We start from the raw sequence: 25831 nt of genomic DNA on the forward strand, positions 1-25831 counted from the left end.
GCGACTTCGTTGTATGTGCTTCGGTGGCTCGGTCGCGAGAGGGGCCGCGAACGGGTCGCTCGTAAGGCTCGCTTCGTGGTGGTTGGTGATGGTGGGGCGTTCGGCAGCTGGTGCGCGTGTGCTGGATGGTCGAGTCTCGCGACTTCGTTGTATGTGCTTCGGTGGCTCGGTCGCGAGAGGGGCCGCGAACGGGTCGCTCGTAAGGCTCGCTTCGTGGTGGTTGGTGATGGTGGGGCGTTCGGCACCTGAGGCACGCGTGCTGGAAGGGCGAGTCCCGCGACTTCGTTGCATGTGCTTCGACGGCTCGGATGCCAGACGGCCGCGAATGTCGTTCGTAAGATTCGCTTTGTGGTGGCTGGGAAGGCGTGGATGTCCTAGCTATCTAGCACTTCTGCCGACTGCCCCAGGTTCGCTCGAGCACCTCGCGATGCGTTGGGAGCGCGGCCTCGTAGACCTCGCGGCCCTTTTCGGTCAGGCAGACGAAGATCGCGCGCCGATCCTCGGCACACATACTGCGCGAAACCAGTCCGTCGCGCTCCAGTCGCGCTACCGCGCGCGAGAGGGCGCTCTGGCTCAAGTAGATGTCGTTGGCCAGATCGCTCATCCGATAGTCGCCACATGCCGCGTCGACCAGCCGGTCCAGCGTCTCGAATTCGCTGAGGCCGATATCGTGCTTGCCCTGCAGCTCCTTCTCGAGTGCACAGCTCACGGCGGCGTGCCGGTCGAGCAGCTCACGCCACTCGGCGACCAACCCGGTGGGCGCCACATCGCGCCCGAGTAATTGTGTTGTCGACGGCTTCGACATGGCCTTATCCTAGTGCCCCGGACCGCCCGATGCAAGCGCATTAAATGTGTTGGCATTTAATGTCGACGCATGTAATGTTCCGCCCATGACTTCTGCAGCAACCCTTTCGGCCGCGACGGCGACCGATCCGATCAGATGGTCCACCCGTCTCTGGGGCATGCTGATCACCCTCTGCATTGTGTTGTTCCTCGATGGTCTCGACGTCTCGATGATCGGTGTGGCGCTGCCGTCCATCGGCGCCGAGCTGGATCTGTCAACTTCCACCCTGCAGTGGCTGGTCAGCGGCTACGTGCTCGGCTACGGCGGCCTGCTGCTGCTGGGCGGTCGCACCGCCGACCTGCTCGGTCGGCGCAAGGTCTTCCTGATCGCACTGGCCGTCTTCGCGCTGGCTTCGCTGGCGGGCGGTCTGGTCGCCTCCGGCCCGCTGCTGATCCTGACCCGCTTCATCAAGGGCCTGGCCGCGGCGTTCACCGCCCCGACTGGTCTGTCCATCATCACCACCAACTTCGCCGAGGGTCCGGCCCGCAATAAGGCGCTGTCCATCTACACCGTGTTCGGCGCGGGCGGTTACTCCATGGGTCTGCTGTTCGGCGGCCTGATGACCGGCATCGGCTGGCGCTGGACCTTCCTGCTCCCGGTGCCGATCGCGCTTGTCGCACTGGCCGCGGCCTGGGTGCTGGTCCCCAAGGACGAGGCCGCCGAGGAGGGCGGGCACGACATCCTGGGTGCGCTGCTGTCCACCGCGGGCATGCTGCTGCTGGTCTACACCGTGGTCTCCGCGCCCGAGGCGGGCTGGGGTTCGGCGCGCACCATCGGTTCGTTCGTCGGCGCCGCGGCGCTGTTCGCCGGATTCGTCGCGGTGGAGAAGAAGGTCAAGTACCCGTTGGTGCGCCTCGGCATCCTGCGCAAGGTGACGCTGGTCCGGGCCAGCCTCGCGATCATCGCGGTGGCGGGTTCGTATTTCAGCTGGCAGTTCATCGTGACGCTGTACATGCAGGATTCACTTGGCTGGTCGCCGCTGAAGCTGGCCATGGCGCTGCTTCCGGTCGGTCTGCTGGTGGTCGCCTCGGCGTTCTTCTCCGATAAGCTCGTCGACCGCTTCGGCACCGGGCCGATCATCGCGATCACCATGGTCGTGATGGCCATCGGCTACCTGCTGTTCCTGCGGCTGGATACCGCTCCGTCGTACCTGACGATGATCCTGCCCGCGGTATTGCTGATCGGCATCGGCTGGGTCGGCTTCCCCGCCATCAATATTCAGGCCACCAACGGCATCGAGGACGAAGAGCAGGGCCTGGCGGCCGGTGTGCTGCAGACCTCGATGCAGGTCGGTGCGGCCATCGTGCTCGCGGTGAATACCGCGATCATCTCCTCGGGCGACCACGGCGCGAGCACTGCGTCCGCGATGCTCGACAACTTCCGCCCGGGACTGCAATTCGCCGCGGGTGTCGCCATCGTGGGCGCGCTGATCGCGCTGACGGCCTACTTGCCCAAGCGTGCCAAGGTGCGGGCGCAGGAGCCGGAGTTGGAGCTCGTCGGCTGAATCCCCTCCGCCGACGGTAAGTCGAACGTCACCGCTCCCTCCTCATCGGGGGCGGTGACGTTCGGCGATTACGAGAAGGGCGCAGCGGCAGCGTCTTTCGGTGAACGGATGTACGTCAGCGGCTGACCGTCCAGACCGACCTGGGGCCATTCGATACCGAGCCGCGGATCGAAGGCATCTATATCCCTGTCGAATTCGGGCGTGTATTCGATCGAACACAGATAGGTGACGGTCGAGTGGTCCGCCAGCGACAGGATCGCATGGCCGAGTCCTTCGGACAGGAACATCGAGCGCCGATCGACATCGTCGAGCACCACGCTGTCCCACCGCCCGTAGGTGGGCGACCCGGGCCGCAGATCGACGACGACATCGAGGAACGCACCGCGCACGCAGGTCACATACTTGGCCTGCCCCGGCGGATCTTCGGTGTAGTGGATGCCGCGCAGCACCCCGGCCGCCGAGACCGAACAGTTGACCTGGCGCAGATCGAACGCCCGACCGGTCACCTTCTCGAATTCCGAGGCCTTGAACGATTCGCAGAACATGCCGCGCTCGTCGCCGAATTGGCGCGGGGTGATCACCCACGCCCCCGGCACGGCGAGTTCACGGAACTCCATCGCTCACCAATCCCGTCCGCGCTCGAGCAGATCGAGCAGGTAATTTCCGTAGCCGGAGCGAACCAGTGGTTCGGCCAGCGCGCGCAGCTGTTCGTCGTCGATGTAGCCCTGCCGCCACGCCACCTCTTCCGGCACGCCGATTTTCAGGCCCTGCCGCTGCTCGATGGTGCGCACGTAGTTGGCGGCGTCCAGCAGCGAATCGAAGGTGCCGGTATCCAACCAGGCGGTACCGCGGGCGAGTACATCGACGCGCAGCCGATCCTGTTCCAGATAGGCGCGATTGATATCGGTGATCTCGTATTCGCCGCGCGCCGACGGTCGCAGCCCGCGCGCGATCTCCACGACATCGTTGTCATAGAAATACAGCCCGGGGATGGCGTAGTTGGACCGCGGCACCTTGGGCTTCTCTTCGATCGAGACCGCGCGGCCCGCGGTGAATTCGACGACGCCGTAGGCGGTCGGATCCGAGACCCAGTACGCGAAGACCGCGCCGCCGTCGATCGCGGCGAAGCGCTCGAGGCTGGTGCCGAGGCCGGGGCCATGGAAGATATTGTCGCCGAGCACCAATGCGGCCCTCTCGCCGCCGATATGGTCGGCGCCGAGGACGAATGCCTTGGCGAGTCCGTCCGGTTCCGGCTGCACCACATAGCTGATCGAGACGCCGAACTGCGAGCCGTCGCCGAGTAGCCGGGCGAACGCGTCGGCGTCCTCCGGGGTGGTGATCACCAGGATGTCCCTGATGCCCGCCAGCATGAGCGTGCACAGCGGGTAGTAGACCATCGGTTTGTCGTAGACCGGGACCAGCTGTTTGCTCACCCCGCGCGTGATCGGGTGCAAGCGGGATCCGGTGCCGCCGGCCAAGATGATTCCGCGCATGGTCCCCGAGTCTGCCAGGCGTATCGCGCTCGGCTTCGGCGAGGTTCCGACTGGCCTACAAATTGATCACGAACGTTTAGTGCTTCGGCGCGGCGGGCGATATATGTTACGTAGATCACGCTATGGTGTTCTGAAGCATCAGCGTGTGAGATGTCAGCGTCGACTCTCGCCTGGAGAACCGTTCGGTCGGGTTCGGCGCGCCAGTGTGAGGTAGGTGCGCGATGGTGGCGATCAGCGGGAGTGAATCCGACGCAGGTGATCCGGGTCTGTTGATGAACCCGGACGGTCCGAGCGCATCAGCCCGATTGTTGCTGGCGACCTGCCTCGGTACGGTGCGGCCGGTGCTGCGCATGTTTCCGGTCAGCCGCACGACCATCCCGATCGGTGCTCTCGCGATCGACGGACTGGCGCGCCTGCGGCCGCAGCCGCGCGGTGTCGATCGGGAACAGGTGACGCTGAACGGATTTCGGATGGAGATCCTGCGTCCGTCGGGCGGCTCGCGCGCCCTGCGGCACGGCGCGGTGCTGTATATGCACGGTGGCGGCTTCGCCATCTGCGGTCTCGGCACCCATCGCCCGATCGCGGCCAGTCTGGCCCGGCGCACCGGACTGCCGGTGGTCAATGTCGACTACCGCCAACTGCCGGGGAACAATGTCACCGCCGCGATCGAGGACTGCCTGACCGCCTACCGCTGGCTGCTGCGGCACGGCGCGGACCCGGCCAGGATCATGTTCGCGGGCGATTCGGCGGGCGGCTTCCTCGCCTTCGCCACCGCACTGCGCGCGATCGAGTCCGGGATGCCGTCGCCGGGTGGACTGATCGGGCTGAGCCCACTGCTCGATCTGGACTACGCCGCCAAGCGCGACTATATGAATGTCGCGCGCGATCCCTATCTGCCGCTGGCCGCGCTGGAGGCGGTGGTGCGGATCGGCGCCGAGGTGGATGGAGTGCTGGATCCGCTGGTTTCGCCGGTCAACGGCGCCTTGGCGAGTCTGCCGCCGGTACTGCTGATCACCGCCGAAGACGAGATGCTGCGCTATGACTGCGAGCTCATGGCGCGCAGGCTGACCGTGGCCGGTGTCCCGAACGCGCTGGAGATCTGGCGCGGTCAGGTGCATGCCTTCATGGCAATAGCTCCGAACCTGCCCGAGAGCAGGATGGCACTGGCCCGGGTCTCCCGGTTCGTGCGTGCCCGCCTCGAGCAGCCCCAACAGGCTCGGACGGCTTGACCTGGATCGGCCGGACGAGTCGCGAACCCCGCACCCGGACCTCGCCTTCAGGCGGCGGTCCGGGGCGGGGTTTCTTTGGTTGGGAACCTTGCCGTGAATTCCCCTCGGTTATCCGGAGAATTCTCGCGGGGGGCGCACGAGCGCCATTTCGTTCAACTTGATTTACTTTTTGTTCACCCGGGCGACGGTTGGAATTACTCCGGCGTCGCGCCTATCACGGTCCTATCAAATCCGCAAACGCGCGGCCATTTCGGACACGAGCCGCGATCAACAGCGGAAACCCCGCCTGGTCGATGACCGGGCGGGGTTTCCTGGGCTCTTTTTCAGATGTGCAGAGCGTCGCTCGACTTACTTCGGCGCGTTGAACGGGGCGCTGGTGGTGGCGAAGTACTGGATCGCCGCACCGATCGCGACCGGAGCCGTGATGAAGATCTGACCGGCCAGGGTGCCCAGCGCACCGATGGCGAGGATGCCGGCCACGCAGCCGACGGCAGCGGCGGGGATGAAGGGGCCGAACAGGCCGACGATGGTCGCCGAGGCGATCGTCGCACCGGCGATACCACCGAGGACGCAGCCGAGGGCGCCGCCGCCGAGACCGCCGACCAGGGTGCCGATGGTGGCGCCCATAGCGATGGTGTCCTTCAAGCGGTTGAAGGCGGCCACCTCACGGTCGTACGGGGTCTTGAAGGGAGCCTGGTCCTCGAAGGGCAGCGCGACCGGCTTGTAGGTGGCCTTCGCCATGTCGAGCTGTGGGGTGAGCGTGGCGGTGTGATCGGAGATGTCCGCGGCGATTGGGAACTCGAACTCATCGACGCGGAAGGTGAGCGGGGTGCCCGCAACGGTGGTGCCGTTGGCGGCCTTGATCTTGAGCGCGTTGTCCTCGACAACCAGCGAGCCGGAGTCGATCGAGATGATCGACTGGGTGTCGGTGGCGTTCGCGGTGAAGTTGACCGGGGCATCGGCGGATTCCGCCGGTGCCGCGTTGACAGTGCCCGCGGTGACGCCCATGGCGGCGATCAGCAGTGCCGAAGTCGCGGCGAATTTCCTCATCAGCATTTTGTTTTGGACCTCGATGTGAAGCGTTCGGAGGGGACTAGACGATCGAAATCTAGACCAGCTAACGCGTGGTGAACCGGTTGTGACCGTTAATTCAAATTTTGTTCACCATCGCGACTCGAGGCTTGGTGGGTTCTTGGAAATGTGCGCGCTGACCATGGTTTTTCAGAATTTACTGAACCACGCTTATTTCCTTTCGGATGTCCAGCGTGACGAACATCACAGATTCGAAACCTGGTTGCGCAGGGTGCATACGGCGGAGCGGATCCGGCGCCGGCGGGCCGGGCGGGCGACGTAAGGTCATGGGTGTGCGACTGCTCGTAACCGGCGGAGCCGGATTCATCGGTGCGAATTTCGTCCAACAGACCGTGGCCGAGCGTCCCGACGCCACCGTAACCGTCCTCGACGCTTTGACCTATGCGGGAAACCGGGCCTCGCTCGCGCCGGTGGCCGACCGCATCGACTTCGTGCACGGTGATATCGCCGATCTGGATCTGGTCGACGAACTCGTCTCCGGTGTCGACGTCGTGGTCCATTTCGCCGCCGAATCGCATAACGACAACTCCCTCGCCGAACCCTGGCCGTTCGTGCAGACCAATATCGTCGGCACCTACTCCCTGCTGCAAGCGGTCCGCCGCCACGACGTGCGCTACCACCATGTCTCCACCGACGAGGTCTACGGCGACCTCACACCGGACGGGCCCGCATTCGACGAGAACACCCCCTACAACCCGTCCAGCCCCTACTCGGCCACCAAGGCCTCGAGCGATCTGCTGGTGCGCGCCTGGACCCGCTCGTTCGGCGTCCGCGCGACAATCTCCAACTGCAGCAACAACTATGGGCCATATCAGCATGTGGAGAAGTTCATCCCGCGCCAGATCACCAACCTCATCGACGGGGTGCGGCCGCGGCTCTACGGCGCCGGACATCAGGTGCGCGACTGGATCCACGTCGAGGATCACAACCGCGCGGTGTGGGACATCCTGGAGCGCGGGCGAATCGGGCAGACCTATCTGATCGGCGCGGACGGTGAACTCGACAACAAGTCCGTGGTACGGATGATCCTGCAGGCCTTCGACCGCGATCCGGACGACTTCGATCACGTCACCGACCGGGCAGGCCACGATCAGCGCTACGCTATCGATGCGACGCTGCTGCGCACCGAACTCGGTTGGACGCCACGCTATCGCGACTTCGCCGCCGGACTCGCCGCCACCATCCAGTGGTACCGCGACAACGAATCCTGGTGGCGTCCGGCCAAAGCCGGCACCGAGCGCGCTTACGTCGAGGCCGGCGAAACGACCATCACCGCCTGAGTCAGCCCCAGACGATCGAGTAGTACTTCCACAGCGCCGCGATCAGCGCTACCAGTGTGGCAGCGATGACGGCGACGGCCGGACCCCTGGTCGGGGTCTGGCCACGAACATCGGTGAGTCGCAACGGCATCCAACGCAGCAGCACCACCAGCGCGATGATCGCCAGCGGCACGAAGTACCGGCCCTGGACGCCGTCGATGATGTAGTAGCCGACCGGCGTGAACGACATGTACAGCGTCACGTAGATCATCGCGACGCTCGCGAGCACCGTCAGCGCGACGATCAGCGTGCGCCGGAAGGTGGCGGTCGCGGTATTCATCCGATCCGCGATACCGATGCTGACCGCGAAGGCGAGCAGGCAGGCCAGCACCGACAGCGCGGGGACATCGATGTAGGCGAAGCCGAGTTCACCGAAGAACTGGGTGAACCACCGCTGGTCGCGCAGTGCGATGCTCTCGCCGAAGGTGTTCACGAAATTCACCGGGTCGGTGAGGATTCCGTGCAGCTGATCGCCCGGACGCACCGAATTCCATTGGTGCTGCGGGCGCATCAGGCCCATCCCGTCGCCGGTCGGCGCGGCGATCTTCATCCAGACCGCGAACGTCAGCGCGCCCGATGCCGCGAAACCCCATGGGATGAAACGCTTCCAGCGGGACGCACCGCCGAGGACGAACCGGTTCGTCGGCACCAGCACCACGAGCATGGCGAGCAGCACATAGGTCGGTTTGCTGACCGGCAGCAGCACGGTCGCGGCCAGTAGCGCGGCCGTCTCGGTGCGACCGAGACCGTCGCCGAGGAACAGCGCCTTGACCAGCAGGGCCGAGACCATAATGGCCAGTGCGTTGGTCAAGGTGTCGGCGGTGACGGTGCCCGCTTGGAAGACGGCGATCGGCAGCACGGCGATGGTGAACGCCAGCCACTGCACCCGGTGTGCGCGCAGGGCCCACAGGCCGAATCCGACCAGCGCGAGGTAGGTGGCCAGGCCCGCGAGGCGGGTCAGCAGCATCATCGCGCCGACATTCAGTCCGAACAGCTCGGCGACCCGAATGCCAATGGCCGCAGGGATATACGGCACCGGCGAGTAGGCGGCGGTATTGGTGAACCAGACCGGCTCCTGCGCCTTCGAAACCGCGGCGTCCTCCATCCGGGCGTAGCTGCCGGGATCGGCCACCATCGGATCCGGCTCTTCCGGATTGGTGGTGTAGTCGTGCAGCGCATAGCCCATCAGCTCGGTGATGCTGATCGGCACATCGCCGCCGTAGGAGATGCCACGCTCGTCGTGGATCCGCTGGGGTCCGAAGCCGCCGTGCGCGACCTGATAGGCGCGACCGAACTGGGTGATTTCGTCGTGACCCCAGAACGGCGGGGTGATCCAGGCGAACAGTGCGCCGAAGACCGCGACGACAATAGTGAAGGCGACCGTGGCCGCGCCGAAGCGTTCTACGATCCTGTGTCGGAAAGCGCGTGCCGGACTCGGTCTGCTCGAATCAGGTTCGGCGGCAGCGGATTCGGGTGCCGCGACATCGTTGTCCGTGGTCTGCGATTCCGTATTCGCGGTGGTTGCGGTTCGATCCGCCGAGGTGGTCAACGCTGGGCCCCTCCGGCGTGTGCGTCACCACCACGCGCGTCATCCGCGCCGACGGCCGAGTAGCGCAGGTAGACCAGCCGGGCGGCCTCGTGCCGGGAGCGCCGGATGCCGTCCAGGATCAGACCCGCGGTCCAGGCCAGGCTGCCGAGCAGCAGCAAGGTGAATCCGAGGAACAGTGTCGGGAACCGGGGCACCTCATGGGTGTTGTAGAACTCGACCACTATCGGAATGGTCAGGATGATCGAAACCAGCCAGCTCAGCGTGCCGAACAGCCCGTAGAACGCAACGGGCCGCTCATGTCTGGCCAGGCCGATGATCAGCGCCAGGATCTTGAATCCGTCGTGGTAGGTGCGCAGCTTGCTCTCACTGCCCGCCGGCCTATCGCGGAAGCCGACCGGAACCGCCGTCCGCGGCACCCGCAGATGCAGGGAATGCACGGTCAGCTCGGTTTCGATCTCGAATTCGCGAGAGACGGCCGGGAAGCTCTTCACGAACCGCCGCGAGAACACCCGGAAGCCGCTGAGCATGTCTTCGACGTTCTCGCCGAATACCTTTCCGACCACGCCGTTGAGCACCTTGTTGCCGGCCTCGTGGCCGGAGCGGTACGCCGAGGCGCCCTCGTCCTGTTTGCGGACGCCGAGCACATGGTCGTACGGACCGTCGAGCAGCGTCTTGATCATCAGCGGCGCGGCCGACGCCTCGTAGGTGTCGTCGCCGTCGATCATCAGATAGATATCGGCCTCGATATCGGCGAAGGCGCGGCGCACCACATTGCCCTTGCCCTTGGTGTGTTCGTGGCGCACGATCGCGCCGGCCGCGCGGGCCCGCTCGGCGGTCGCGTCGGTACTGAGGTTGTCATAGACGTAGACGACGATTCCCGGCACGGCGGCCTGCAGGTCGGCGACGACCTTGGCGACCGAAGCCTCCTCGTTGTGGCATGGCACCACTGCGGCAATTCGGAGCTCGGTGGAGTCCACCCGGTCAATCCTCGATGTCGGCGGTGAATGGGGAACACCGGGAGGGTACAGGGCTGTACCTATTGGTGCTCACTCGGTTCACCGAGCCTACTGGGGTACCGTCGCCGAGTGTCTTACCCAGAGCAGCCCGTGTCATTCTCCGAACGGTCCGGCTCACCGCAATCCGCGCCGGTCGCCGAGCCGCTGACCGTGAAGGTGATCGCCGCGCTGCGGCGCGGCGGTGCCTTCTTGGTGGTCGGCGCGATCGGCTTCCTCGTCGACGCGGGCACCTACAACCTGCTGGTGTTCTGGGGTGGTGAGGGCGTGCTCTACCACGCGCCGCTGCCCGCCAAGATCATCGCGATCGCGGTGGCCACGGTGGTGACCTACTTCGGCAACAAGTGGTGGACCTTCGGGCACAAGAAATCCGACAATCCGGCGCGCGAGTACCTGTTGTATGCCATATTCAATGTGGTCGCTATCGGCCTGCAACTGGGTTGTCTCGGGTTCTCTCGCTATGTGCTCGACCTGTCGTCGCCGCTGTCGGACAACATATCCGGCACGCTCATCGGTCAGATCGTTGCGGTGGTATTCCGCTATTGGGCCTACGACAAATTCGTATTCGTCGGTTCAGCGGATAGCCCGGCTAATGACAAGCAACCATAAATAGCGGGACCGTCCCGGTTCCTGGACAGGCAGTCGCCGAGCCCAATTGATATCCTCGGCCCCGCCGCGAAGGCATCCAGGGGCGTGTCTGTCCCGTCGGCACCAAAGGATTTCGAGGACTTCATGGATCAGTCGGCTACCCAGGCCGTTACCGAGACAAATGACCGACCTTCGGCCGCGCCCGCCTCACTGCGCGTCGATCATCAGGCGCCCGATCGGCTGGTGCTGCAGCGTGGCATCTTCACCGGCCCGTCGGCGAAGGTGAGCGATGAGCTGTATGCCGTCGCCAAGGGCCGCGCCCATCGGGAACGCCTGGAGCTGAGACTGGACAAGGGCGCGTCCGCACATACCAACACCTACTTCGGGCGCTTCGCGGCCAGCTACTGGCAGCGCTGGACCACGGTCACCGAGGTGTGGGCGACCATGGTGCTCGATGTGACCAAGCGGGCCCAGGTCCGGCTGGTCGCCTCCGATATCGCCGGGCACCGCCGGATCATCGAGACCGCCGAGATCACCGCGAGCGGCCCCGTGACCCTGACCGCACCGCTGGATCAGTACGTCGACGGTGGCGCGCTGTGGCTCGAATTCGATGCCATCGGCGGCGAACTCGGCATTTCCGCGCAGACCTGGACCGCCATCGCACCCGAACGTGTGCGCCCCGTCGCCATCGCGATCTGCACCTTCAACCGGGCCACCGATTGCGCCGAGACCGTGGCCGCGCTGGCCTCCGACGCCCCGATTCTCGAGGCCATCGACGCGGTCTATGTGGTCGATCAGGGCACCGATCTGGTGGAGAACCAGGCGCGCTTCCAGGACACGCTGCCGATCTTCGGTGACAAGTTGCGGTACATCCGGCAGCCGAATCTGGGTGGTGCGGGCGGCTTCACCCGTGGCCTGTACGAGGTGTCGGCGGTCAACGAGCACGCCGACGTCATCCTGATGGACGACGACATCCTCTGCGAACCGGAAACGGTACTGCGGCTCAATGCCTTCGCCAATCTGACCGTGGAACCGACGCTGGTCGGCGCGCAGATGTTGTTCCTGCTCAACCCGGATTACCTGAATGTCGGCGCCGAGGAAGTGCATCTGCACGAGCTGAAGCACGGCCAGAAGGTGCCGAAGGCATTGCGCAACACCAGCATGCTGAAGAAGAACCAGGAGCGCCGCGTCGACGCCGGCTACAACGCCTGGTGGACCTGCCTGATCCCGGCCGAGGTGGTCGCCAAGATCGGGCTGCCGGTGCCGATCTTCTTCCAGTGGGACGATGTCGAATACGGCATCCGGGCCCGCGAGCACGGGTTCGTCACGGTGACGCTGCCGAATGCCGCGGTGTGGCACGCGGACTTCTACTGGAAGGACTACGACGACTGGGCGCGCTACTTCAGCACGCGCAACTCGTTGATCGTCGGTTCACTGCACACCGATCTCGACGGCAAAGCCATTACCCGCCAACTGTTCCGGAGTCTGGCCGAACATCTGGTCGCCATGCAGTACGGCCTCGTGCACACCACTTTGCAGGGCATCGAGGACTTCCTGCAGGGGCCGAAGGTCTTGCGCGACGGCGGAATCGCCGCACTGGCCGCCGCCCGCACCAGTCGCGCCGATTACCCCGAGACCATCAAGCATCCCGCCGCGACGCCGTCGGTGCGCTCGGCCGATATCCACTTGCGCCGGGCCGGTGGCGAACCGAGTCGGGTCACGGCGGTGCTGATCAAGCGGGCCATCACCCAGTGGACCGGACGCACCCAGCGCGGTCTGATCGGCGTCACCCGCGAGGACGCGCATTGGTGGCATGTCTCGCTGTTCGACCACGTCGTGGTTACCGACGCATCGCAGTCCGGTGTCCGGGTCCGGCAGCGCGATAAGGCGCGAGCTCGCGCCTTGCTCATCCGCACCATCCGCGTGCTGCGTCAGCTGCGCCGTGAACTACCCAAACTCACCCAGCAATACCGCGCCGCAATGCCCGAGCTCACCAGCCGAGAAAACTGGGAGCGCCTCTACGGCATCAAGCCGAACTGAGCCAGCGCCGCGCACGCTTTTGCCCGCCACGCGCGAAATGACCGGGCAAATCCATGCGCGGCGCGCCAAAAGTGCGCGTGACGACCGCGCTCAGCGCAGTGCGGCTTCGAATGCGGCGTGCGCGCGCTCGTCGAAGACGACGAAGTGGGCTTCTTGTACGGATGTTTTCGTGTGGCGCACCGTTTCGGTAGCGATGCGCGCGCCGTCATCCATCGGCCAGCCGTAGATGCCGGTCGAGATGGCAGGAAAGGCGATTGTTCGCGCACCCAATTCGTCTGCGATCCGGAGAGATTCGCGATAGCAGGAGGCGAGGAGGGCGCCGCGGTCGTCGGTCGCGGACCATACGGGGCCGACGGTGTGGATTACCCATCGGGCCCACAGGTCGCCCCCGGTGGTGGCGACCGCCTGACCGGTTGGCAGTCCTTTGCCGTAGCGCGATGCGCGCAGATTGCGGCAGGCGTCGAGAATCGCGGGTCCACCGGCGCGGTGGATCGCGCCATCGACGCCGCCACCGCCGAGCAGGGAAGAGTTGGCCGCATTGACGATCGCGTCGACCCGCTGCTCAGTGATGTCGCCTCGGCGAAGGATGATGGTGGCGGTACCGGGCGCGCCCGAGATCAGCTGCCTGGCGCGCCCCTCCAGTAGCGGCATCAACGCCTGCCGCCAGGCATCGAGGCTGACCATCCCGCTCGACATGCCGCCGTGCGCGAACTCCGGTCGGTGCACGCTGTCGGGTGCGTTTTTCGCGCCGAGACGCGATCCGAGCACCTGCTCGAAGGTGTCGTGCAGCAGTGCGATCAGCTCGGTCGAAGTCGATGGCGGGTCGAGATTTTCGAGCCGCCTCCGCATTTCCTGCCAGACGTAGGGATCACCGCGCGGCCCCCATCCTTCGGGCTCTGGTTCGAAGATCGCGGCCAAGGTGGTTTTACCGGTCACGATAGCGACGGTAGCGGGCTGACGGCCCGAAAGTGGCCGGGCGGGCCACCTCCGGGGGCGGCGTCAGAGGAACAGGTCGGTGGTCAGTTCGGCGTCGCCGGGGACGACGCGGTATTTGTCCAGGTCGGTGATGCCATGTGCGGCGAGGACTTCGTCATCGAGGAAGAAGTTGCCGCTGGTCTCCTTCGATGGCGAGGTGAGGACCAGGTAGGCGGCGTCGGCATAGATGTCGGGGGTGCGGGAGGTGGCGATCATTTCCTCGCCGCCGAGCAGATTCTTCACCGCCGCGGTGGCAATGGTGGTGCGCGGCCACAGTGAGTTGACGGCGATACCGTCGCCCTTGAGCTCCTCGGCCAAACCCAGTGTGGTGAGCGACATTCCGTACTTGGCGATGGTGTAGCCCAGCGCCATGCCCGCCCATTTCGGATCCAGGTTGAGCGGTGGGGACAGGGTCAGGATGTGCGGGTTGCGGCCGGCCGCGGCCGATTCGCGCAGCGCGGGAATGCTGAGCTTGGACAGCAGGAAGCTGCCGCGGCAGTTGATGTCCTGCATCAGGTCGTACTTCTTCATGGAGATGGCGTCGGTGGGGGATAGGTCGATCGCCGAGGCATTGTTGACGACGATATCGATGCCGCCGAACCGCTCGACGGTCTGGCGCACGGCCTCGGCGACCGACTCATCGATGCGCACATCGCCGACGAAAGGCAGTACCGAGCCGCCCGCCGCCTCGAGTTCCGCCGCAGCGGTGTGGATGGTGCCGGGCAGCTTCGGATGCGGCTGGTCGGTCTTCGCGATCAGAGTGATATTCGCGCCATCGGCGGCTGCTCGCTTGGCGATCTCCAGACCGATGCCTCGGCTGCCGCCCGACATGATCATCGTCGCGCCCGCGAGCGGTTTCGATCCCGGTTCCGTCATGACCTGCTCCTGTCGTCCAGGCCGCAGGAGAGTGGGCCCGCGGCCGTGCCGACCCGTTCGAACGACCGGCGAGCAGTCGCCGACGGGTGTTGTGCACGTTAAGCGTAACCCAGGCTTCTATGCAACCAGTTGCATAGGTGCCGCGAAGAAAAGGCGCCGGAGCCCCGACGCCTTTCGACGCTGTCAGATGCTGGACGCGCCAGCGATCAACACGATGTTGAGCAGGATCATCAATGCCACGAAGGCCCAGCTGATGTAGATGAAGATGGCGCCGGGCGTCTTCTGCGGAACCGGGCCGATCGCACCGTTGAGGAAGATGATCGCAGGCGGCTTGTAGTAGAACAGCGCGCCCTGACCTTCCTGGATCGATGCGGTCGCATTCGCTTGGCCCATATCGAACAGCCAGGGCGTGACCACCCGCACGTGGTACTGACCGGGACCGACCGGAATATGGTTCTGGCCCCACCGCGTATTCGGCACCCGCTGACCGTTGATCAGGATCTTCGGCTTGGTGATCGCCAACAGGAACGCGAACCACTCATAGGAAGCGTTGACCGTGATACCCGGCGGGGCCGGAGCCTGCTGCGGAACCGGCTGCCCGTAGGGCGCCTGGCCGTACGGCTGCTGCCCATAGGGCTGAGCAGGCTGACCGTACGGCTGCGGCGGCGCCGGCTGTCCGTACTGCGGCTGCGGAATATGCGGCTGGCTGCCGTACGGCGGTTGCGGCACTTGCGGTTGGCTGATCGGTGGCTGCCCCGCGGGCGGCGCGTATTGCGGTGGCGCACCGTAGGGATTCGGCGCGCCCTGCGGCGCCGGCTGACCATATGCGGGCTGTCCGGGCCATTGCCCGGGCTGGCCCTGTGGCGGATACCCGCCGGGGTAACTCATCGGAACCCTCCCGTTTAGCGATTTGTGCGTGCCGACCCTACCGTGCTGGTGCGACGTTCGCTTTCCCTCACATGGATACGCAAACTGCCGCTCCCCGCGGGAATCAGCGTCGCGAGCCGCGCTCCTGGTAGAACTGCCGCTGCTGCTTGCGGATATCGCGCCACACCTTCGCACGTTCGGCTTGTAGCCGCTTATCCGATCGCGCTGCCATCCAGGCGTTTTCCCGTTCGAGTTTGCGGTAGCTGTCGAAGCGCCGCTGGGTGAGCGCCCCGCTGTCGACGGCTTCCTGCACGGCACAGCCGGGTTCGCCGTTATGCGCGCAGTCGTCGAATCGGCAGTGCGCCGCGAGGGATTCGATATCGCTGAAGGCTTTCTCGATGCCTTCGGCGGCATCCCAGAGGCCGATGCCGCGTAGTCCGGGCGTATCGATCAGCGTGCCGCCGCCGGGCAGCGGCCGCAGTTCCCGATGCACCGTAGTGTGCCTGCCCTTTTTGTCCACCGAGCGAACGGCGTTGGTGGCGAAGACTTCCTGGCCGATCAGGGCATTGGCGAGCGTCGATTTTCCGACACCGGACGGACCGATCAGCGCGACGGTGCCGTCGAGCATCGCGGTGAGCACATCGAGTCCCGATCCGGTATCCGCACTGACCGCGAGGGCGACCGCACCGGGTGCGACGGCCTGTACGTCGTCGAGCGGAATATCCAGCGCCGCATCCGCTTTGGTGAGCACCACGATCGGCTGTGCGCTGCTCTCCCAGGCAAGTGCGAGCATGCGCTCGATGCGCCCGAGGTCGATATCGCCGTCGGCCGCGCTGCAGATCAGCACGGTATCGACATTCGCGGCCAGCACTTGACCCTGTGCGCGTCGGTCGGCGGCCGATCGCGTGATCGCGCCGCGGCGCGGAAGCAGCTGGCGCACATTGAGTTCGGCATCAATGCTTACCCAGTCGCCGGTGCAGAGTCCGCTGATTTCGGAGTCCGCACCCCGCCGCCTGAGCGGGTCAGGCCGGGACGAGGCAGCTTGCGTAACCACGGACGGCCCCCGCTCGGGCCAAATCAAACGCTGACAACGGGCGCGCGCGAGTCCGGTCGGAGTCGCGACATCGCATTCGCTGCGATCCATGCGGATCACCCGCGCGGGGACGCACCCATCGTCGATGAGCGAGTCGTATTCATTGGCAACGGCTTCGGTCCAGCCGTAAGGGACGAGGAGGTCGTAATCGACCATGATGGAAGGAATCCTTCGTCGGGCGCCGAGCCCGAACCGGACTCAGCGAGAGGTATCTGAGGCGGAAATTCGTGCGACAGCGTGCGTTTGCACAGCTGCTCCAGGCACGACAATCCGAACGGTTCGTGTCACGATCTCCACCTCCTCACTCTCGTCTCGACGTTGCTCGCCCACTCTGGCATGGCGGGCAGACCCGCGCAATCTATTTTTCGTCGGTGGTCTTCTGGTCCGGGGTCGGCTTGCCGAACTGCTCGTTGCGGCCCAGGCTGCGCAGGTGGAACCATTCGCGCAGACCGGCCGGATCACGGCGGGTGACCAGGAAGAACCAGGAGAAGCGGATCCACTCCTGGGGCAGCAGTTTGCGCATACCGGGCTGGGACATGAGATAGCCGCGGTTGCGGTAGGTGAAGTAGCGCTTGACCGGGTCGTCCGGGTACTGGGTGTGCATGCGGCCGCCGAGGATCGGCTTGAATTCGGCGGCGCCGTTGGGATGCAGGTAGGCCGTCTGTAGGCAGGTGCCGAACGGCAGACCGGAACGGACCAGCCTGCGATGCACCTCGACCTCATCGCCGCGCACGAATAGCCGTAGGTCCGGAACGCCGATCAGATCGACCGCCTTGGCGGAGATCAGCGCGCCGTTGAACAGCGAGGCGATGCCGGGCAGGAAGTCTTCATCGCCTAGCTCGGAACGTAGCCGCCGCCAGACCACGCCGCGGCGCAGCGGGAAGGCGAGGCGATCCGGTTCGTCGATATCGCAGACCACCGGCGACACCTCGACCAGACCGTGTCGGCCAGCGCAATCGAGCAGGGTGGCAAGGACTTCCGAGCCGTCGGGGCGACCGTCGTCATCGGCCAGCCAGACCCAGTCCGCGCCGAGGGTCAGCGCGTGCAGCATGCCGAGCGCGAAACCGCCCGCGCCGCCGAGATTGTGCGCCGAACCGAGGTAGGTTGCCTCGATCGGCTGCTGGGCGACCAGCTCCGCGACCTCGGATTCATTGGCATTGTCGACCACGATCAGGTGGTCCACCGGGCGGGTCTGGGAGACAAGGATTTTCAGCGATTCGGCGAGCAGTTCGCGGCGTTTGTGGGTGACGACTACGGCGACGATTTTGGCGTCGGGCCCGGTGCCCGCTGGGGTGCGGGCGGCTTCGATTTGTGCTGGGGAAAGGTCGTCGGAATCGTCGGCCAGGTCGTCTCGGGTGTCGTCTGTGGGCTGAGGCGCTGCGTCGCGCGGCACGGGGTCCTTCGCCGGGACGCTCTCGTTCGGTGCGTCGGAATCCGGCACGGAGTCGATCGGGTCCTCGCGCCCCGCGTCGATCGGGGCGTTCTGCCCGGTCGGCTCACTCATGCCTGATTCCGCTCCAATTCTCGCTCGGTTCCCATTTTCCGTTCCGCTTCCATTTCGCGTAGCACGGTGGCGACATGATTGCCCGCGTCCGGGCCCTCATAGGCACGTACCACTTCTTCGATATCACCGCGTAAACGGATCTGGCCGTGGTCGATCCACATGGCGGTATCGCAGAGCTGGGCGAGAAATTCGTTGGAATGGCTGGCGAACACCAGGATGCCCGAGCGGGCCACCAGTGATTGCAACCGGATCCGAGCCTTCTTCATGAATTCGGCATCCACCGCGCCGATACCCTCGTCGAGCAGCAGGATCTCCGGATCGATGGAGGTCACCACACCCATCGCCAGGCGCACCCGCATACCGGTGGAATAGGTGCGCAGCGGCATCGACAGATATTCGCCGAGTTCGGTGAATTCGGCGATCTCATCGATCTTCGACAGCATCTGCTTGCGCGTCTGTCCGAGGAAAAGGCCACGGATGATGATGTTCTCGAAGCCGGAGATCTCCGGATCCATACCGACGCCGAGGTCGAATACCGGCGCCACCCGGCCGCGGATGCGTGCACTGCCGCGCGAGGGCTCATAGATTCCCGAAAGCAGCCGCAGCAGTGTCGATTTGCCCGCGCCGTTATGTCCGACCAGGCCGACCCGGTCGCCCTCTTTCAGCGAGAGGGTGATGTCGCGCAGCGCCTCGACCACCACCACATCGGACTGATTGCGGCCGATAGAACCACCGGCCTTGCCGAGGAATGCCTTTTTCAGCGACCGCGATTTGGCGTCGAAGATCGGGAACTCGACCCACGCCTGGCGGGTTTCGATACTCACATGGTCGGTCATCGGGCCCGATCTCCTATACCCAGTACGGCACGCGCGAACGGTACTGCTTCATGGCGAAGATCGCCACGATCCAGCCGACGACGGTGATGGCGCCGACGATCACCCAGTGATACAGATGCTGATCATCGCCGAGCAGCGGCGCGCGGACGATTTCGAGGTAATGGAAGGTCGGCACGATTTCGGCCAGCTTCGCGCGCTCGCTCACCTGACCGCCCTGTTCTTCCAGGCTTTTGGTATTCCACATGACCGGCGTCAGCACGAACAGCATCAGCGTGAGGCTGCCGAGGATCGGCGCGATATCGCGGTAGCGGGTGCTGAAGATGCCGAACACGATCGAGACCCACATCGAGTTGAGGAACAACAGCCCGAGCGCGGGGATCGCGAAAATGGCCGTCCAGTGCAGTTTCTCCCAGACGCCGAATGCGGCGAGCACCACCAGATAAATCAGCATGTTGTGCGCGAAGAACAGCAACTGCCGCCAGACCATCCGATAGACGTGCACACTCAGCGCCGAGGGCAGCTGTTTGATCAGCCCCTCGTTGGCGATGAAGACATCCGAACCCTCGAGGATGCTGGCCTGGATCACGTTCCAGACGATGATGCCGACGGCCACATACGGCAGATACGACTTGATCGACTGGCCGAGCAGCGCGGAGTACAGAATGCCGATCGCGGCGGCCTGTACACCGGTCGCGATGGTGATCCAGAACGGGCCGAGCACCGAGCGTCGATAGCGCTGCTTGATGTCCTGCCAGCCGAGTGACAGCCACAGCTCACGCTGCGCGAAGCCGCTGCGGAAGTCCTTGAACGCGCGACCGAAGGTCTGCGAGTCCGAGACGATCGCAGTCGTGACCGCATCGTCCGACGGGGGCGTTTCCGCGTCGGCACTCACCGGATGCTCCGGCGCGGTGTTCTCTTCGGGAGGCACGGAGGTCTCATCGGAACTCTCGTCGGTACGCGCTTGGCTGGTATCTGAACGCACTGAACCCTCTTCAGGACGATCCGAGCTCTCATCGGGACGCGCCGTATTCACATCGGAGACCGAGTCGGGGCGGGCGGCAGCGGACGGCACGGTGCTCGACACTACCCTCGCAATTTCCTGCGGCGTGAGCGGCAGGGCCCGGAGGCGGTAGCGAAGCGTAACCACGTAGGGCCCCGCGATCGCCGCAAATCAGACACCGCCGACCCGGCTGGTACTCGTCTCGGATCTACTCAGAGATATTGTCCGGCGCCGCCGATCGGCGGGTTCGACTGGCCTCCGCGCGGGTCGGTCGCGTGGATGCCCGGCGGCAGCGCACCTTGACGCATCTGTTCCAGCTGCGCCCGCGCCGCCATCTGCTGGGCGAACAGCGCCGTCTGGATGCCGTGGAAAAGGCCTTCCAACCAGCCGACGAGCTGGGCCTGAGCGATGCGGAGTTCGGCATCGGTGGGCACTGCGTCATCGGTGAACGGCAGCGTCAGCCGCTCCAGTTCCTCGCGCAATTCCGGTGCCAGACCCTGTTCGAGTTCGCGCACCGAGGATTTGTGGATTTCGCGCAGCCGGGTCCGGCTGGCGTCGTCCAGCGGAGCCGCGCGGACCTCCTCCAGCAATTGTTTGATCATGGTCCCGATGCGCATGACCTTCGCTGGCTGCTCGACCATATCGGCGAGCGATTCTTCGGCGTCGACCTTATTGTCCGCATTGTCGGATTTCTCATCGCCGTCGGTAACGACCTGCGCGGTGAAGGGCGTGTCCGAACCGGACTCCACGGGTATAGCCAGCGGCCTGCCGTCGGGTCCGATCACGACAATGGATTCGGGTGCTCCATCCGATTGCGTCATGGTCCCCATCATGTCGCGTCCGCCGCGAACGCGCTAAGTCGGTCGCCTTCGATCAGGTCACCGGGTCGGTGCAGCGGCGCGGAGGTGGCGTCTATTCTGTTCGGGTCGTGTGGTTCGGATTTGTTGAAAGTCGGTTGCCATGCTGAGTCCCAGTTCACTGCACCCCCGCCCGCCGGTGAGGGGGAACGCGGTTACCCAGGCTCGCCCGCTGCCTTTAGAGTGGCCAACATGACTTACGACGTCGCGAGGGTTCGGGGCCTGATACCGTCCCTGGGCGACGGTTGGATCCATCTCGACCCGCAGGGCGGAATGCTGGTCCCGGATTCGGTATCTCGTGCCGTATCAACAGGTTTCCGAACCTCTTCGTTTTCCCATATCGGCCGCAACGGTGCCGCCGTTCGCAGTGCCGCGATTCTGGATGCGGCGCGCGAGGCCGTCGCGGATCTCGTCGGCGGTGATCCGGCGGGCGTCGTGCTCGGACCGGACCGTGCGGTTTTGTTGGCCTGGTTGGCGGAGTCGCTGAGTTCGCGACTCGGCCTCGGCACCGGGATAGTGCTTTCGCGATTGGATGATGAGGCGAATGTCGCGCCGTGGTTGCGGATCGCGAATCGCTACGGTGCGCATGTGCGCTGGGCCGAGGTCGAGATCGAGACCTGTGAAATGCCGTCGTGGCAGTTCGAGGAATTGATCGGCCCGACCGCCCGGCTGGTCGCGCTGACCGCCGCATCGCCGATCGTCGGTTCGGCCCCCGGAGTGCGCATCGCGGCGGATCGGGTACACGAGGTGGGCGGTCTGCTCGTCGCCGATTGCTTCGGCGCCGCGCCCTATGCCCTCATCGATATCGACGAACTCAATGCCGATGTGGTCGCGTTGAGCGCCCCCGCCTGGGGTGGTCCGCAGATCGGCGCGCTGGTCTTCCGCGATCCGGCCTTCCTGGATCGTATTCCGTCGATGTCGTTGAACCCCTATGCCAAAGGCGCCGAACGTCTCGAGGTCGGCGGCCACCAATACGCACTGCTCGCTGGATTGACGACCTCCATCGACTTCCTCGCGGGTCTCGACGAGCGTGCCCGCGGCACCCGCCGCGAGCGCCTGGAAATCTCGATCACCTCGCTGCAGGACTACCACGACCAGCTCTTCGAGCACCTGATGGACGTGCTCGACAAAATCTCCAACCTCACCGTCATAGGCCGCGCCTCCACCCGCATCCCCACCGTCAGCTTCACCATGGCGGGTATGCAAGCCGAAAAGGTAGCCGCGAAACTCGCCGACGCCCGCATCGGCACCCTCAGCGGCGTCCACGGCGGCAGCCGGCTGTTGGACGCCCTCGGCGTCAACGACGAAGGCGGCGCCGTCACGGTCGGCTTGGCCCCGTACACAACCAAATTCGAGATCGATCAGTTGGGTCGGGCGCTGGCCGCGCTGGAGTGAGCGCGGACGGTACCGCTGGTCAATATCGCTTCGGCTGCCCCCACTGATTGCTCGGTCGCTCCGGCATCGTGTCGCCGCCCTCGCGTGGCGCGACCGCGTCGGCCGACGCGATGAAGTCCAGATAGATCCACTGCCCATTGGTCTCGACCGGCACCTCGATACTGGCCACCCAACGCCCGTCCACGAGTCGATGCCACGCCCGCTGCCTGGCCGCCATCCGCCCGGACAAGACCAGACCGTACTTCTTCACCCGCGCCGATACCTCGCGTGTCGGCGATCCATCCGGCGGAAGCACACGATCGATGTCGACGTAGATCGGCAGGAGCGGTGAATATGGCCGCCAGACGTCTCGATGTCGATTATCGAACATACATTCGAGTATGACATCGATGATGCGTCACGCAATAACCTGGCGCCGCCGCCGACATCTCCGCGCCCGCCAACGGTGGAAAACCCCCGGAGGCCCCGCTGGTTCGGAGCCTTGCATCTGAGTAAGGATCAGAAGGTTAGAGGTTCGAATCCCTTTGGGTGCAGTGAGCCAGTAGCTCGCGTCAGGCGTCCCGAACGCTCAGGACTACCTTGCCGAAGGTTTCGGACGAGTCCAAGAGGCGGTGAGCCTCGGCGGCTTCGGTGATGGGGAGTTCGGCGTGGATTACCGGGGCGATGGTGCCGTCGGCGATCAGCGGCCAGACGTGATGGCGAAGTTCGGCGATGACGGTGGCTTTGCTGTTGGGGCCGGTGGCGGGGCGGTTGCGGACGTTGTTGGCGTGGATGGTTCCCCATTTCGACAGCAGCGCACCGAGATTCAGTTCGGCGGTGACGCCGCCCTGCATGCCGATCACCACGAGGCGGCCGTGTGGTGCCAGCGCCTCGACGTTTCGTGAGAGGTAGGCGGCGCCCATGATGTCGAGGATGATGTCGGCGCCGGGAGCCTCGGCGCGGATCGCGGCAACGAAATCGTCCTCGCGGTAGTTGATCAGCAGGTTCGCGCCCAACTCGCGGCACCGCTTCAGTTTCTCGGCCGAGCCCGCGGTCACCGCTACCCGCGCGCCGCGGCTGACCGCGACTTGGATGGCGTGCGTACCGATTCCGCTGCCGCCGCCGTGAATCAACACCAACTGCCCCGCGTCCAGCCCGGCGGTCATCGCGAGATTCGACCACACCGTCGCAGCCGCCTCGGGCAGTGCGGCCGCCGCACCCAGGTCGAGCCCGTCGGGCACCGGCAGCACCTGCGTCGCGGCAACCACAACCTTCTCCGCATACCCGCCACCGGACAGCAGCGCGCACACCCGATCGCCGACGTGCCAGTCCCGCACCCCATCACCGACTTCGGCGATGACCCCCGAACACTCCAACCCCATGACCTCACTGGCCCCGGGCGGCGGTGGATAGAACCCGCGCCGCTGCAACAGATCCGCGCGATTCACCCCGGCCGCGGCAACCTCGATCAGCACCTCCCCATGCCCAGGCACCGGATCCGCCGCCTCGCCCCACTCCATCACCTCGGGCCCCCCGAACCCGTTCAGCTTGATAGCGCGCATCACCCCATCGTGCCCCACCCCCGACCGGCCCGCTGCTCACCCCTGCACACCCGGGGTAGAGCCTGTTGCCGAATCAGCGCGGATTTCGGTCGTGCCACAGGTCACCTGCCTGGATGGACTGCTGCCACGTGATCATGCTCCGCTGGTAGGTGATTTGGTCCCAGCAGCGACGTCACGGCTCGGTACTGGATGCGGCTCACACATGGAGTGCGGCGTCCACGTCCTCGGGCGGGGAAATATCGTGAGCTGCCTGCGGGCATGAGGGCGTGGGACTAGCGTTCCCGGCGTGAGCAGCTTTGTCGACTTCCAGAACGAGATCTACGCGGGTGGACTGGGGGGCGTGGTGCCCGAATTGCCGTTGACGGCTGCGGGTTTGGAAGAGCGGGCGCGCGAAGTGCTGAGCAAGGAAGCCTTCGCTTATGTGGCGGGGAGTGCGTCGAGCGAGCGGACGGCGGCGGCCAATCGGTCCGCATTCGACCGGTACCGGATTGTGCCGCGGATGCTGCGCGGCACCTCGGGACCGGGGGCGCGCGATCTGTCGGTGGAGGTGCTCGGGACGCGACTGGCCGCGCCGGTGCTGACCGCGCCCGTCGGGGTGCTGGAGTTGCTGCACGAGGGTGGTGAGGTGATCGTCGCGGAGGTTACGAAGGAACTCGGTGTCGGGACCGTGCTCTCGACGGCGGCCTCCTCCACCATCGAGGATGTCGGCGCGGCGGCCGGTAGCTGGTGGTATCAGCTGTACTGGCCCGCCGATAACGAGCTGGCCAGATCCTTCGTCGAGCGCGCGGAGCGGGCGGGTGCGTCGGCGATCCTCGTAACCGTCGACACCCCGGGTCTCGGTTGGCGACCCCGCGATCTCGAGCTCGCACATCTGCCGTTCCTGCACGGCAAGGGCATCGCCAACTATCTATCGGATCCGGTCTTCCGCGCGAAGCTTTCCGCGCCACCGGAACAGAGCGAGGATGCGATGCGAGCCGCGATCCTCACCTGGAGTGGCCTATTCGGCAACCACGCCCTGCGCCCCGCCGACCTCGCGCACCTGCGGGAGTGGACCGATCTGCCGATCGCGGTCAAGGGCGTCCTGCATCCTGACGACGCCCGCCAAGTCGTCGACGCTGGTGCGGACGCGGTGGTCGTCAGCAACCACGGCGGCCGCCAGGTAGATGGCGCCATCGCCGCACTCGATGCCCTCCCCTCCGTGGTCGCCAGCATCGGCGACCGCGCGGACGTCCTGTTCGACTCCGGGATCCGCACCGGCTCGGACATACTCACTGCGCTGGCACTCGGCGCGAAGGCGGTGCTCTACGGTCGCCCATGGGCATACGGTCTCGGCATCGCAGGCCGAGCGGGGGTGCGCCACGCGCTGCGCGTTCTGCTCGCCGACTTCGACTCCGTCATGGGCCTGTCCGGATGCGCGAACCCGGCCGAGCTCGACCGTTCGATGATCGCGACAATCCGCTGAACCGCCCGACCCACATGCCCTGGTTCAGGGCATGATTAGTCGTGTGTCCAGGTCTTTCGCCGGACCGCTGGGTTATGCGTTTGCGCAGTTCAGGCGCGCTTAGAATGGAGCATGTGCAACCAGAACCGAGCAGCTACGCGCCCGCCGAGCCGAGGTGGCTCTCGCCGTCGCAGCAGCGTGCCTGGCGGGCCTATATGGACGGTAATCAGCGCTTGGCGACGGCACTCAACCGTCAACTGCAACGCGACTCCGATCTCACCCTCGCCGAATACCGGATCCTGGTCCTGCTCTCAGAGGCCCCTGACCGTTCGTTGCGCATGAGCGAGCTGGCCGACGGCGTGCTGTCCTCACGCAGTCGACTCACCCATCAGATCCGCCGCTTGGAAACCCAGCGGATGGTCCGCCGCAACACCTGCGTCGAGGACGGCCGCGGTGTACTCGCCGAACTCACCGATGAAGGTATGCGTCGGCTGGAGGCCGCCGCACCCGGTCACGTGGAGGCGGTCCGACGCAACTTCATCGACCTACTGGGTCCCGAACAACTCGACGTCGTCGGCGAGGTCTTCGCCCGCGTCGACAACGAGGTAGGCAACTCCGACTGACCCCTCGGCGGACGACGTACGGCGACGGGTACTCTCGTGGGCCTGGAGACGTGGCAGAGCGGCCGAATGCACTCGCCTTGAAAGCGAGCGTCGCGAGAGCGACCGGGGGTTCAAATCCCTCCGTCTCCGCAACACTTTTCGCCGAACCGTCC

Annotated in this window: 24 protein-coding genes and 1 tRNA gene; 9 read left to right on the forward strand and 16 right to left on the reverse strand. The window is 65.5% G+C overall.

Going from position 1 to position 25831, the window contains the following annotated elements; translation table 11 throughout:
- Positions 1–382 precede the first annotated feature (382 nt).
- Positions 383–805 carry a MarR family transcriptional regulator gene (locus ACIBI6_RS38955; RefSeq protein WP_364357099.1) on the reverse strand — a complete coding sequence of 141 codons (423 nt, stop codon included), beginning with the start codon at positions 803–805 and terminating at the stop codon, positions 383–385.
- An 85-nt stretch (positions 806–890) separates the two neighbouring features.
- Between ACIBI6_RS38955 and ACIBI6_RS38960 the strand changes: the two genes are divergently transcribed.
- Positions 891–2348 (forward strand): MFS transporter, encoded by a 1458-nt coding sequence (locus tag ACIBI6_RS38960; RefSeq protein ID WP_396960065.1) that lies wholly within the window; start codon positions 891–893, stop codon positions 2346–2348.
- A gap of 68 nt (positions 2349–2416) precedes the next feature.
- On the opposite strand, the gene ACIBI6_RS38965 is transcribed toward ACIBI6_RS38960, so the two are convergent.
- The gene (locus tag ACIBI6_RS38965; RefSeq protein ID WP_364357093.1) at positions 2417–2965 is read right to left on the reverse strand and encodes a dTDP-4-dehydrorhamnose 3,5-epimerase; all 549 of its coding nucleotides are present in this window, start codon (positions 2963–2965) and stop codon (positions 2417–2419) included.
- A 3-nt stretch (positions 2966–2968) separates the two neighbouring features.
- Complete coding sequence (rfbA, locus tag ACIBI6_RS38970; RefSeq protein ID WP_364357090.1) at positions 2969–3841, reverse strand: glucose-1-phosphate thymidylyltransferase RfbA; 873 nt, start codon at positions 3839–3841, stop codon at positions 2969–2971.
- 221 nt (positions 3842–4062) lie between these two features.
- On the opposite strand from rfbA, the gene ACIBI6_RS38975 reads away from it, so the two are divergent.
- Complete coding sequence (locus tag ACIBI6_RS38975) at positions 4063–5070, forward strand: alpha/beta hydrolase (RefSeq protein WP_364357087.1); 1008 nt, start codon at positions 4063–4065, stop codon at positions 5068–5070.
- Positions 5071–5418: 348 nt separating this feature from the next.
- Here ACIBI6_RS38975 and ACIBI6_RS38980 read toward each other — a convergent pair whose 3' ends face one another.
- Entirely contained in the window at positions 5419–6126 is a 708-nt protein-coding gene (locus tag ACIBI6_RS38980) for a hypothetical protein (protein WP_364357084.1), read from the reverse strand.
- 308 nt (positions 6127–6434) lie between these two features.
- Here ACIBI6_RS38980 and rfbB point away from each other — a divergent pair, with 308 nt between their 5' ends.
- Entirely contained in the window at positions 6435–7442 is a 1008-nt protein-coding gene (rfbB, locus tag ACIBI6_RS38985) for a dTDP-glucose 4,6-dehydratase (RefSeq protein WP_364357081.1), read from the forward strand.
- Between the two features lies 1 nt (position 7443).
- Here the strand turns inward: rfbB and ACIBI6_RS38990 are convergent, their stop codons facing one another.
- Together ACIBI6_RS38990 and ACIBI6_RS38995 are read right to left on the reverse strand one after the other, a co-directional pair.
- Entirely contained in the window at positions 7444–9030 is a 1587-nt protein-coding gene (locus ACIBI6_RS38990) for a DUF2142 domain-containing protein (protein WP_364357078.1), read from the reverse strand.
- Positions 9027–10007 (reverse strand): glycosyltransferase, encoded by a 981-nt coding sequence (locus ACIBI6_RS38995; protein WP_364357075.1) that lies wholly within the window; start codon positions 10005–10007, stop codon positions 9027–9029. Before ACIBI6_RS38995 ends, ACIBI6_RS38990 begins: the two co-directional genes overlap by 4 nt.
- A gap of 108 nt (positions 10008–10115) precedes the next feature.
- On the opposite strand from ACIBI6_RS38995, the gene ACIBI6_RS39000 reads away from it, so the two are divergent.
- Both ACIBI6_RS39000 and ACIBI6_RS39005 read left to right on the forward strand, forming a co-directional pair.
- Positions 10116–10652 carry a GtrA family protein gene (locus tag ACIBI6_RS39000; protein WP_364357072.1) on the forward strand — a complete coding sequence of 179 codons (537 nt, stop codon included), beginning with the start codon at positions 10116–10118 and terminating at the stop codon, positions 10650–10652.
- A 123-nt stretch (positions 10653–10775) separates the two neighbouring features.
- Positions 10776–12671, forward strand: coding sequence for a glycosyltransferase (locus ACIBI6_RS39005; protein ID WP_364357069.1), 1896 nt, complete (start codon positions 10776–10778; stop codon positions 12669–12671).
- A 90-nt stretch (positions 12672–12761) separates the two neighbouring features.
- Here the strand turns inward: ACIBI6_RS39005 and ACIBI6_RS39010 are convergent, their stop codons facing one another.
- The 8 genes from ACIBI6_RS39010 to ACIBI6_RS39045 all read right to left on the reverse strand — a co-directional run bounded on the left by ACIBI6_RS39010 (position 12762) and on the right by ACIBI6_RS39045 (position 20643).
- Complete coding sequence (locus ACIBI6_RS39010) at positions 12762–13322, reverse strand: O-acetyl-ADP-ribose deacetylase (protein WP_364357120.1); 561 nt, start codon at positions 13320–13322, stop codon at positions 12762–12764.
- Positions 13323–13670: 348 nt separating this feature from the next.
- Positions 13671–14522: an NAD(P)-dependent oxidoreductase gene (locus ACIBI6_RS39015; RefSeq protein ID WP_364357066.1), complete on the reverse strand. Its 852-nt coding sequence runs from the start codon at positions 14520–14522 to the stop codon at positions 13671–13673.
- Positions 14523–14705: 183 nt separating this feature from the next.
- Positions 14706–15410, reverse strand: a complete 705-nt coding sequence (locus tag ACIBI6_RS39020; RefSeq protein WP_364357063.1) for a hypothetical protein — start codon at positions 15408–15410, stop codon at positions 14706–14708.
- A gap of 103 nt (positions 15411–15513) precedes the next feature.
- Complete coding sequence (gene rsgA / locus ACIBI6_RS39025; protein ID WP_364357060.1) at positions 15514–16638, reverse strand: ribosome small subunit-dependent GTPase A; 1125 nt, start codon at positions 16636–16638, stop codon at positions 15514–15516.
- 202 nt (positions 16639–16840) lie between these two features.
- Positions 16841–17791 (reverse strand): glycosyltransferase family 2 protein, encoded by a 951-nt coding sequence (locus ACIBI6_RS39030; protein ID WP_364357117.1) that lies wholly within the window; start codon positions 17789–17791, stop codon positions 16841–16843.
- Between the two features lie 191 nt (positions 17792–17982).
- On the reverse strand, positions 17983–18822 hold the full coding sequence (locus ACIBI6_RS39035) for an ABC transporter ATP-binding protein (RefSeq protein ID WP_364357057.1): 840 nt from the start codon (positions 18820–18822) through the stop codon (positions 17983–17985).
- 13 nt (positions 18823–18835) lie between these two features.
- Entirely contained in the window at positions 18836–19714 is an 879-nt protein-coding gene (locus tag ACIBI6_RS39040; protein ID WP_364357114.1) for an ABC transporter permease, read from the reverse strand.
- 320 nt (positions 19715–20034) lie between these two features.
- Complete coding sequence (locus ACIBI6_RS39045) at positions 20035–20643, reverse strand: bacterial proteasome activator family protein (protein WP_364357054.1); 609 nt, start codon at positions 20641–20643, stop codon at positions 20035–20037.
- A 228-nt stretch (positions 20644–20871) separates the two neighbouring features.
- Between ACIBI6_RS39045 and ACIBI6_RS39050 the strand changes: the two genes are divergently transcribed.
- Entirely contained in the window at positions 20872–22074 is a 1203-nt protein-coding gene (locus tag ACIBI6_RS39050) for a cysteine desulfurase-like protein (RefSeq protein ID WP_364357051.1), read from the forward strand.
- A gap of 19 nt (positions 22075–22093) precedes the next feature.
- Here ACIBI6_RS39050 and ACIBI6_RS39055 read toward each other — a convergent pair whose 3' ends face one another.
- Positions 22094–22444: a hypothetical protein gene (locus ACIBI6_RS39055; RefSeq protein ID WP_364357048.1), complete on the reverse strand. Its 351-nt coding sequence runs from the start codon at positions 22442–22444 to the stop codon at positions 22094–22096.
- A gap of 181 nt (positions 22445–22625) precedes the next feature.
- Positions 22626–23615, reverse strand: a complete 990-nt coding sequence (locus ACIBI6_RS39060; protein WP_364357045.1) for an NAD(P)H-quinone oxidoreductase — start codon at positions 23613–23615, stop codon at positions 22626–22628.
- A 286-nt stretch (positions 23616–23901) separates the two neighbouring features.
- Here ACIBI6_RS39060 and ACIBI6_RS39065 point away from each other — a divergent pair, with 286 nt between their 5' ends.
- The 3 genes from ACIBI6_RS39065 (at position 23902) to ACIBI6_RS39075 (ending at position 25808) form a co-directional block, all read left to right on the forward strand.
- A complete protein-coding gene (locus tag ACIBI6_RS39065; protein WP_396960074.1) occupies positions 23902–25077 on the forward strand; it encodes a lactate 2-monooxygenase in 1176 nt (391 codons plus the stop codon).
- A gap of 104 nt (positions 25078–25181) precedes the next feature.
- Entirely contained in the window at positions 25182–25679 is a 498-nt protein-coding gene (locus ACIBI6_RS39070) for a MarR family winged helix-turn-helix transcriptional regulator (protein ID WP_396960076.1), read from the forward strand.
- Positions 25680–25723: 44 nt separating this feature from the next.
- A tRNA-Ser gene (locus ACIBI6_RS39075) sits at positions 25724–25808 on the forward strand.
- The last annotated feature ends 23 nt before the right edge of the window (positions 25809–25831 follow it).

It is taken from the genome of Nocardia sp. NPDC050412, from assembly GCF_044458825.1.
Taxonomy (GTDB): Bacteria; Actinomycetota; Actinomycetes; order Mycobacteriales; family Mycobacteriaceae; genus Nocardia.

Excerpts from the sequence above, each read along its gene's own strand:
- ACIBI6_RS39050 (WP_364357051.1), top strand. The coding sequence starts at position 20,872 with ATGACTTACGACGTCGCGAGGGTTCGGGGCCTGATACCGTCCCTGGGC.
- ACIBI6_RS39015 (WP_364357066.1), bottom strand. The coding sequence starts at position 14,522 with ATGACGGAACCGGGATCGAAACCGCTCGCGGGCGCGACGATGATCATG.
- ACIBI6_RS39045 (WP_364357054.1), bottom strand. The coding sequence starts at position 20,643 with ATGACGCAATCGGATGGAGCACCCGAATCCATTGTCGTGATCGGACCC.
- ACIBI6_RS39070 (WP_396960076.1), top strand. The coding sequence starts at position 25,182 with ATGGAGCATGTGCAACCAGAACCGAGCAGCTACGCGCCCGCCGAGCCG.
- ACIBI6_RS38965 (WP_364357093.1), bottom strand. The coding sequence starts at position 2,965 with ATGGAGTTCCGTGAACTCGCCGTGCCGGGGGCGTGGGTGATCACCCCG.
- ACIBI6_RS38980 (WP_364357084.1), bottom strand. The coding sequence starts at position 6,126 with ATGCTGATGAGGAAATTCGCCGCGACTTCGGCACTGCTGATCGCCGCC.
- ACIBI6_RS39010 (WP_364357120.1), bottom strand. The coding sequence starts at position 13,322 with ATGCCGCTACTGGAGGGGCGCGCCAGGCAGCTGATCTCGGGCGCGCCC.
- ACIBI6_RS38955 (WP_364357099.1), bottom strand. The coding sequence starts at position 805 with ATGTCGAAGCCGTCGACAACACAATTACTCGGGCGCGATGTGGCGCCC.
- ACIBI6_RS38960 (WP_396960065.1), top strand. The coding sequence starts at position 891 with ATGACTTCTGCAGCAACCCTTTCGGCCGCGACGGCGACCGATCCGATC.
- ACIBI6_RS39005 (WP_364357069.1), top strand. The coding sequence starts at position 10,776 with ATGGATCAGTCGGCTACCCAGGCCGTTACCGAGACAAATGACCGACCT.
- ACIBI6_RS39055 (WP_364357048.1), bottom strand. The coding sequence starts at position 22,444 with ATGTTCGATAATCGACATCGAGACGTCTGGCGGCCATATTCACCGCTC.
- ACIBI6_RS39035 (WP_364357057.1), bottom strand. The coding sequence starts at position 18,822 with ATGACCGACCATGTGAGTATCGAAACCCGCCAGGCGTGGGTCGAGTTC.
- ACIBI6_RS39020 (WP_364357063.1), bottom strand. The coding sequence starts at position 15,410 with ATGAGTTACCCCGGCGGGTATCCGCCACAGGGCCAGCCCGGGCAATGG.
- ACIBI6_RS39060 (WP_364357045.1), bottom strand. The coding sequence starts at position 23,615 with ATGCGCGCTATCAAGCTGAACGGGTTCGGGGGGCCCGAGGTGATGGAG.
- rsgA (WP_364357060.1), bottom strand. The coding sequence starts at position 16,638 with ATGGTCGATTACGACCTCCTCGTCCCTTACGGCTGGACCGAAGCCGTT.
- ACIBI6_RS38975 (WP_364357087.1), top strand. The coding sequence starts at position 4,063 with ATGGTGGCGATCAGCGGGAGTGAATCCGACGCAGGTGATCCGGGTCTG.
- rfbA (WP_364357090.1), bottom strand. The coding sequence starts at position 3,841 with ATGCGCGGAATCATCTTGGCCGGCGGCACCGGATCCCGCTTGCACCCG.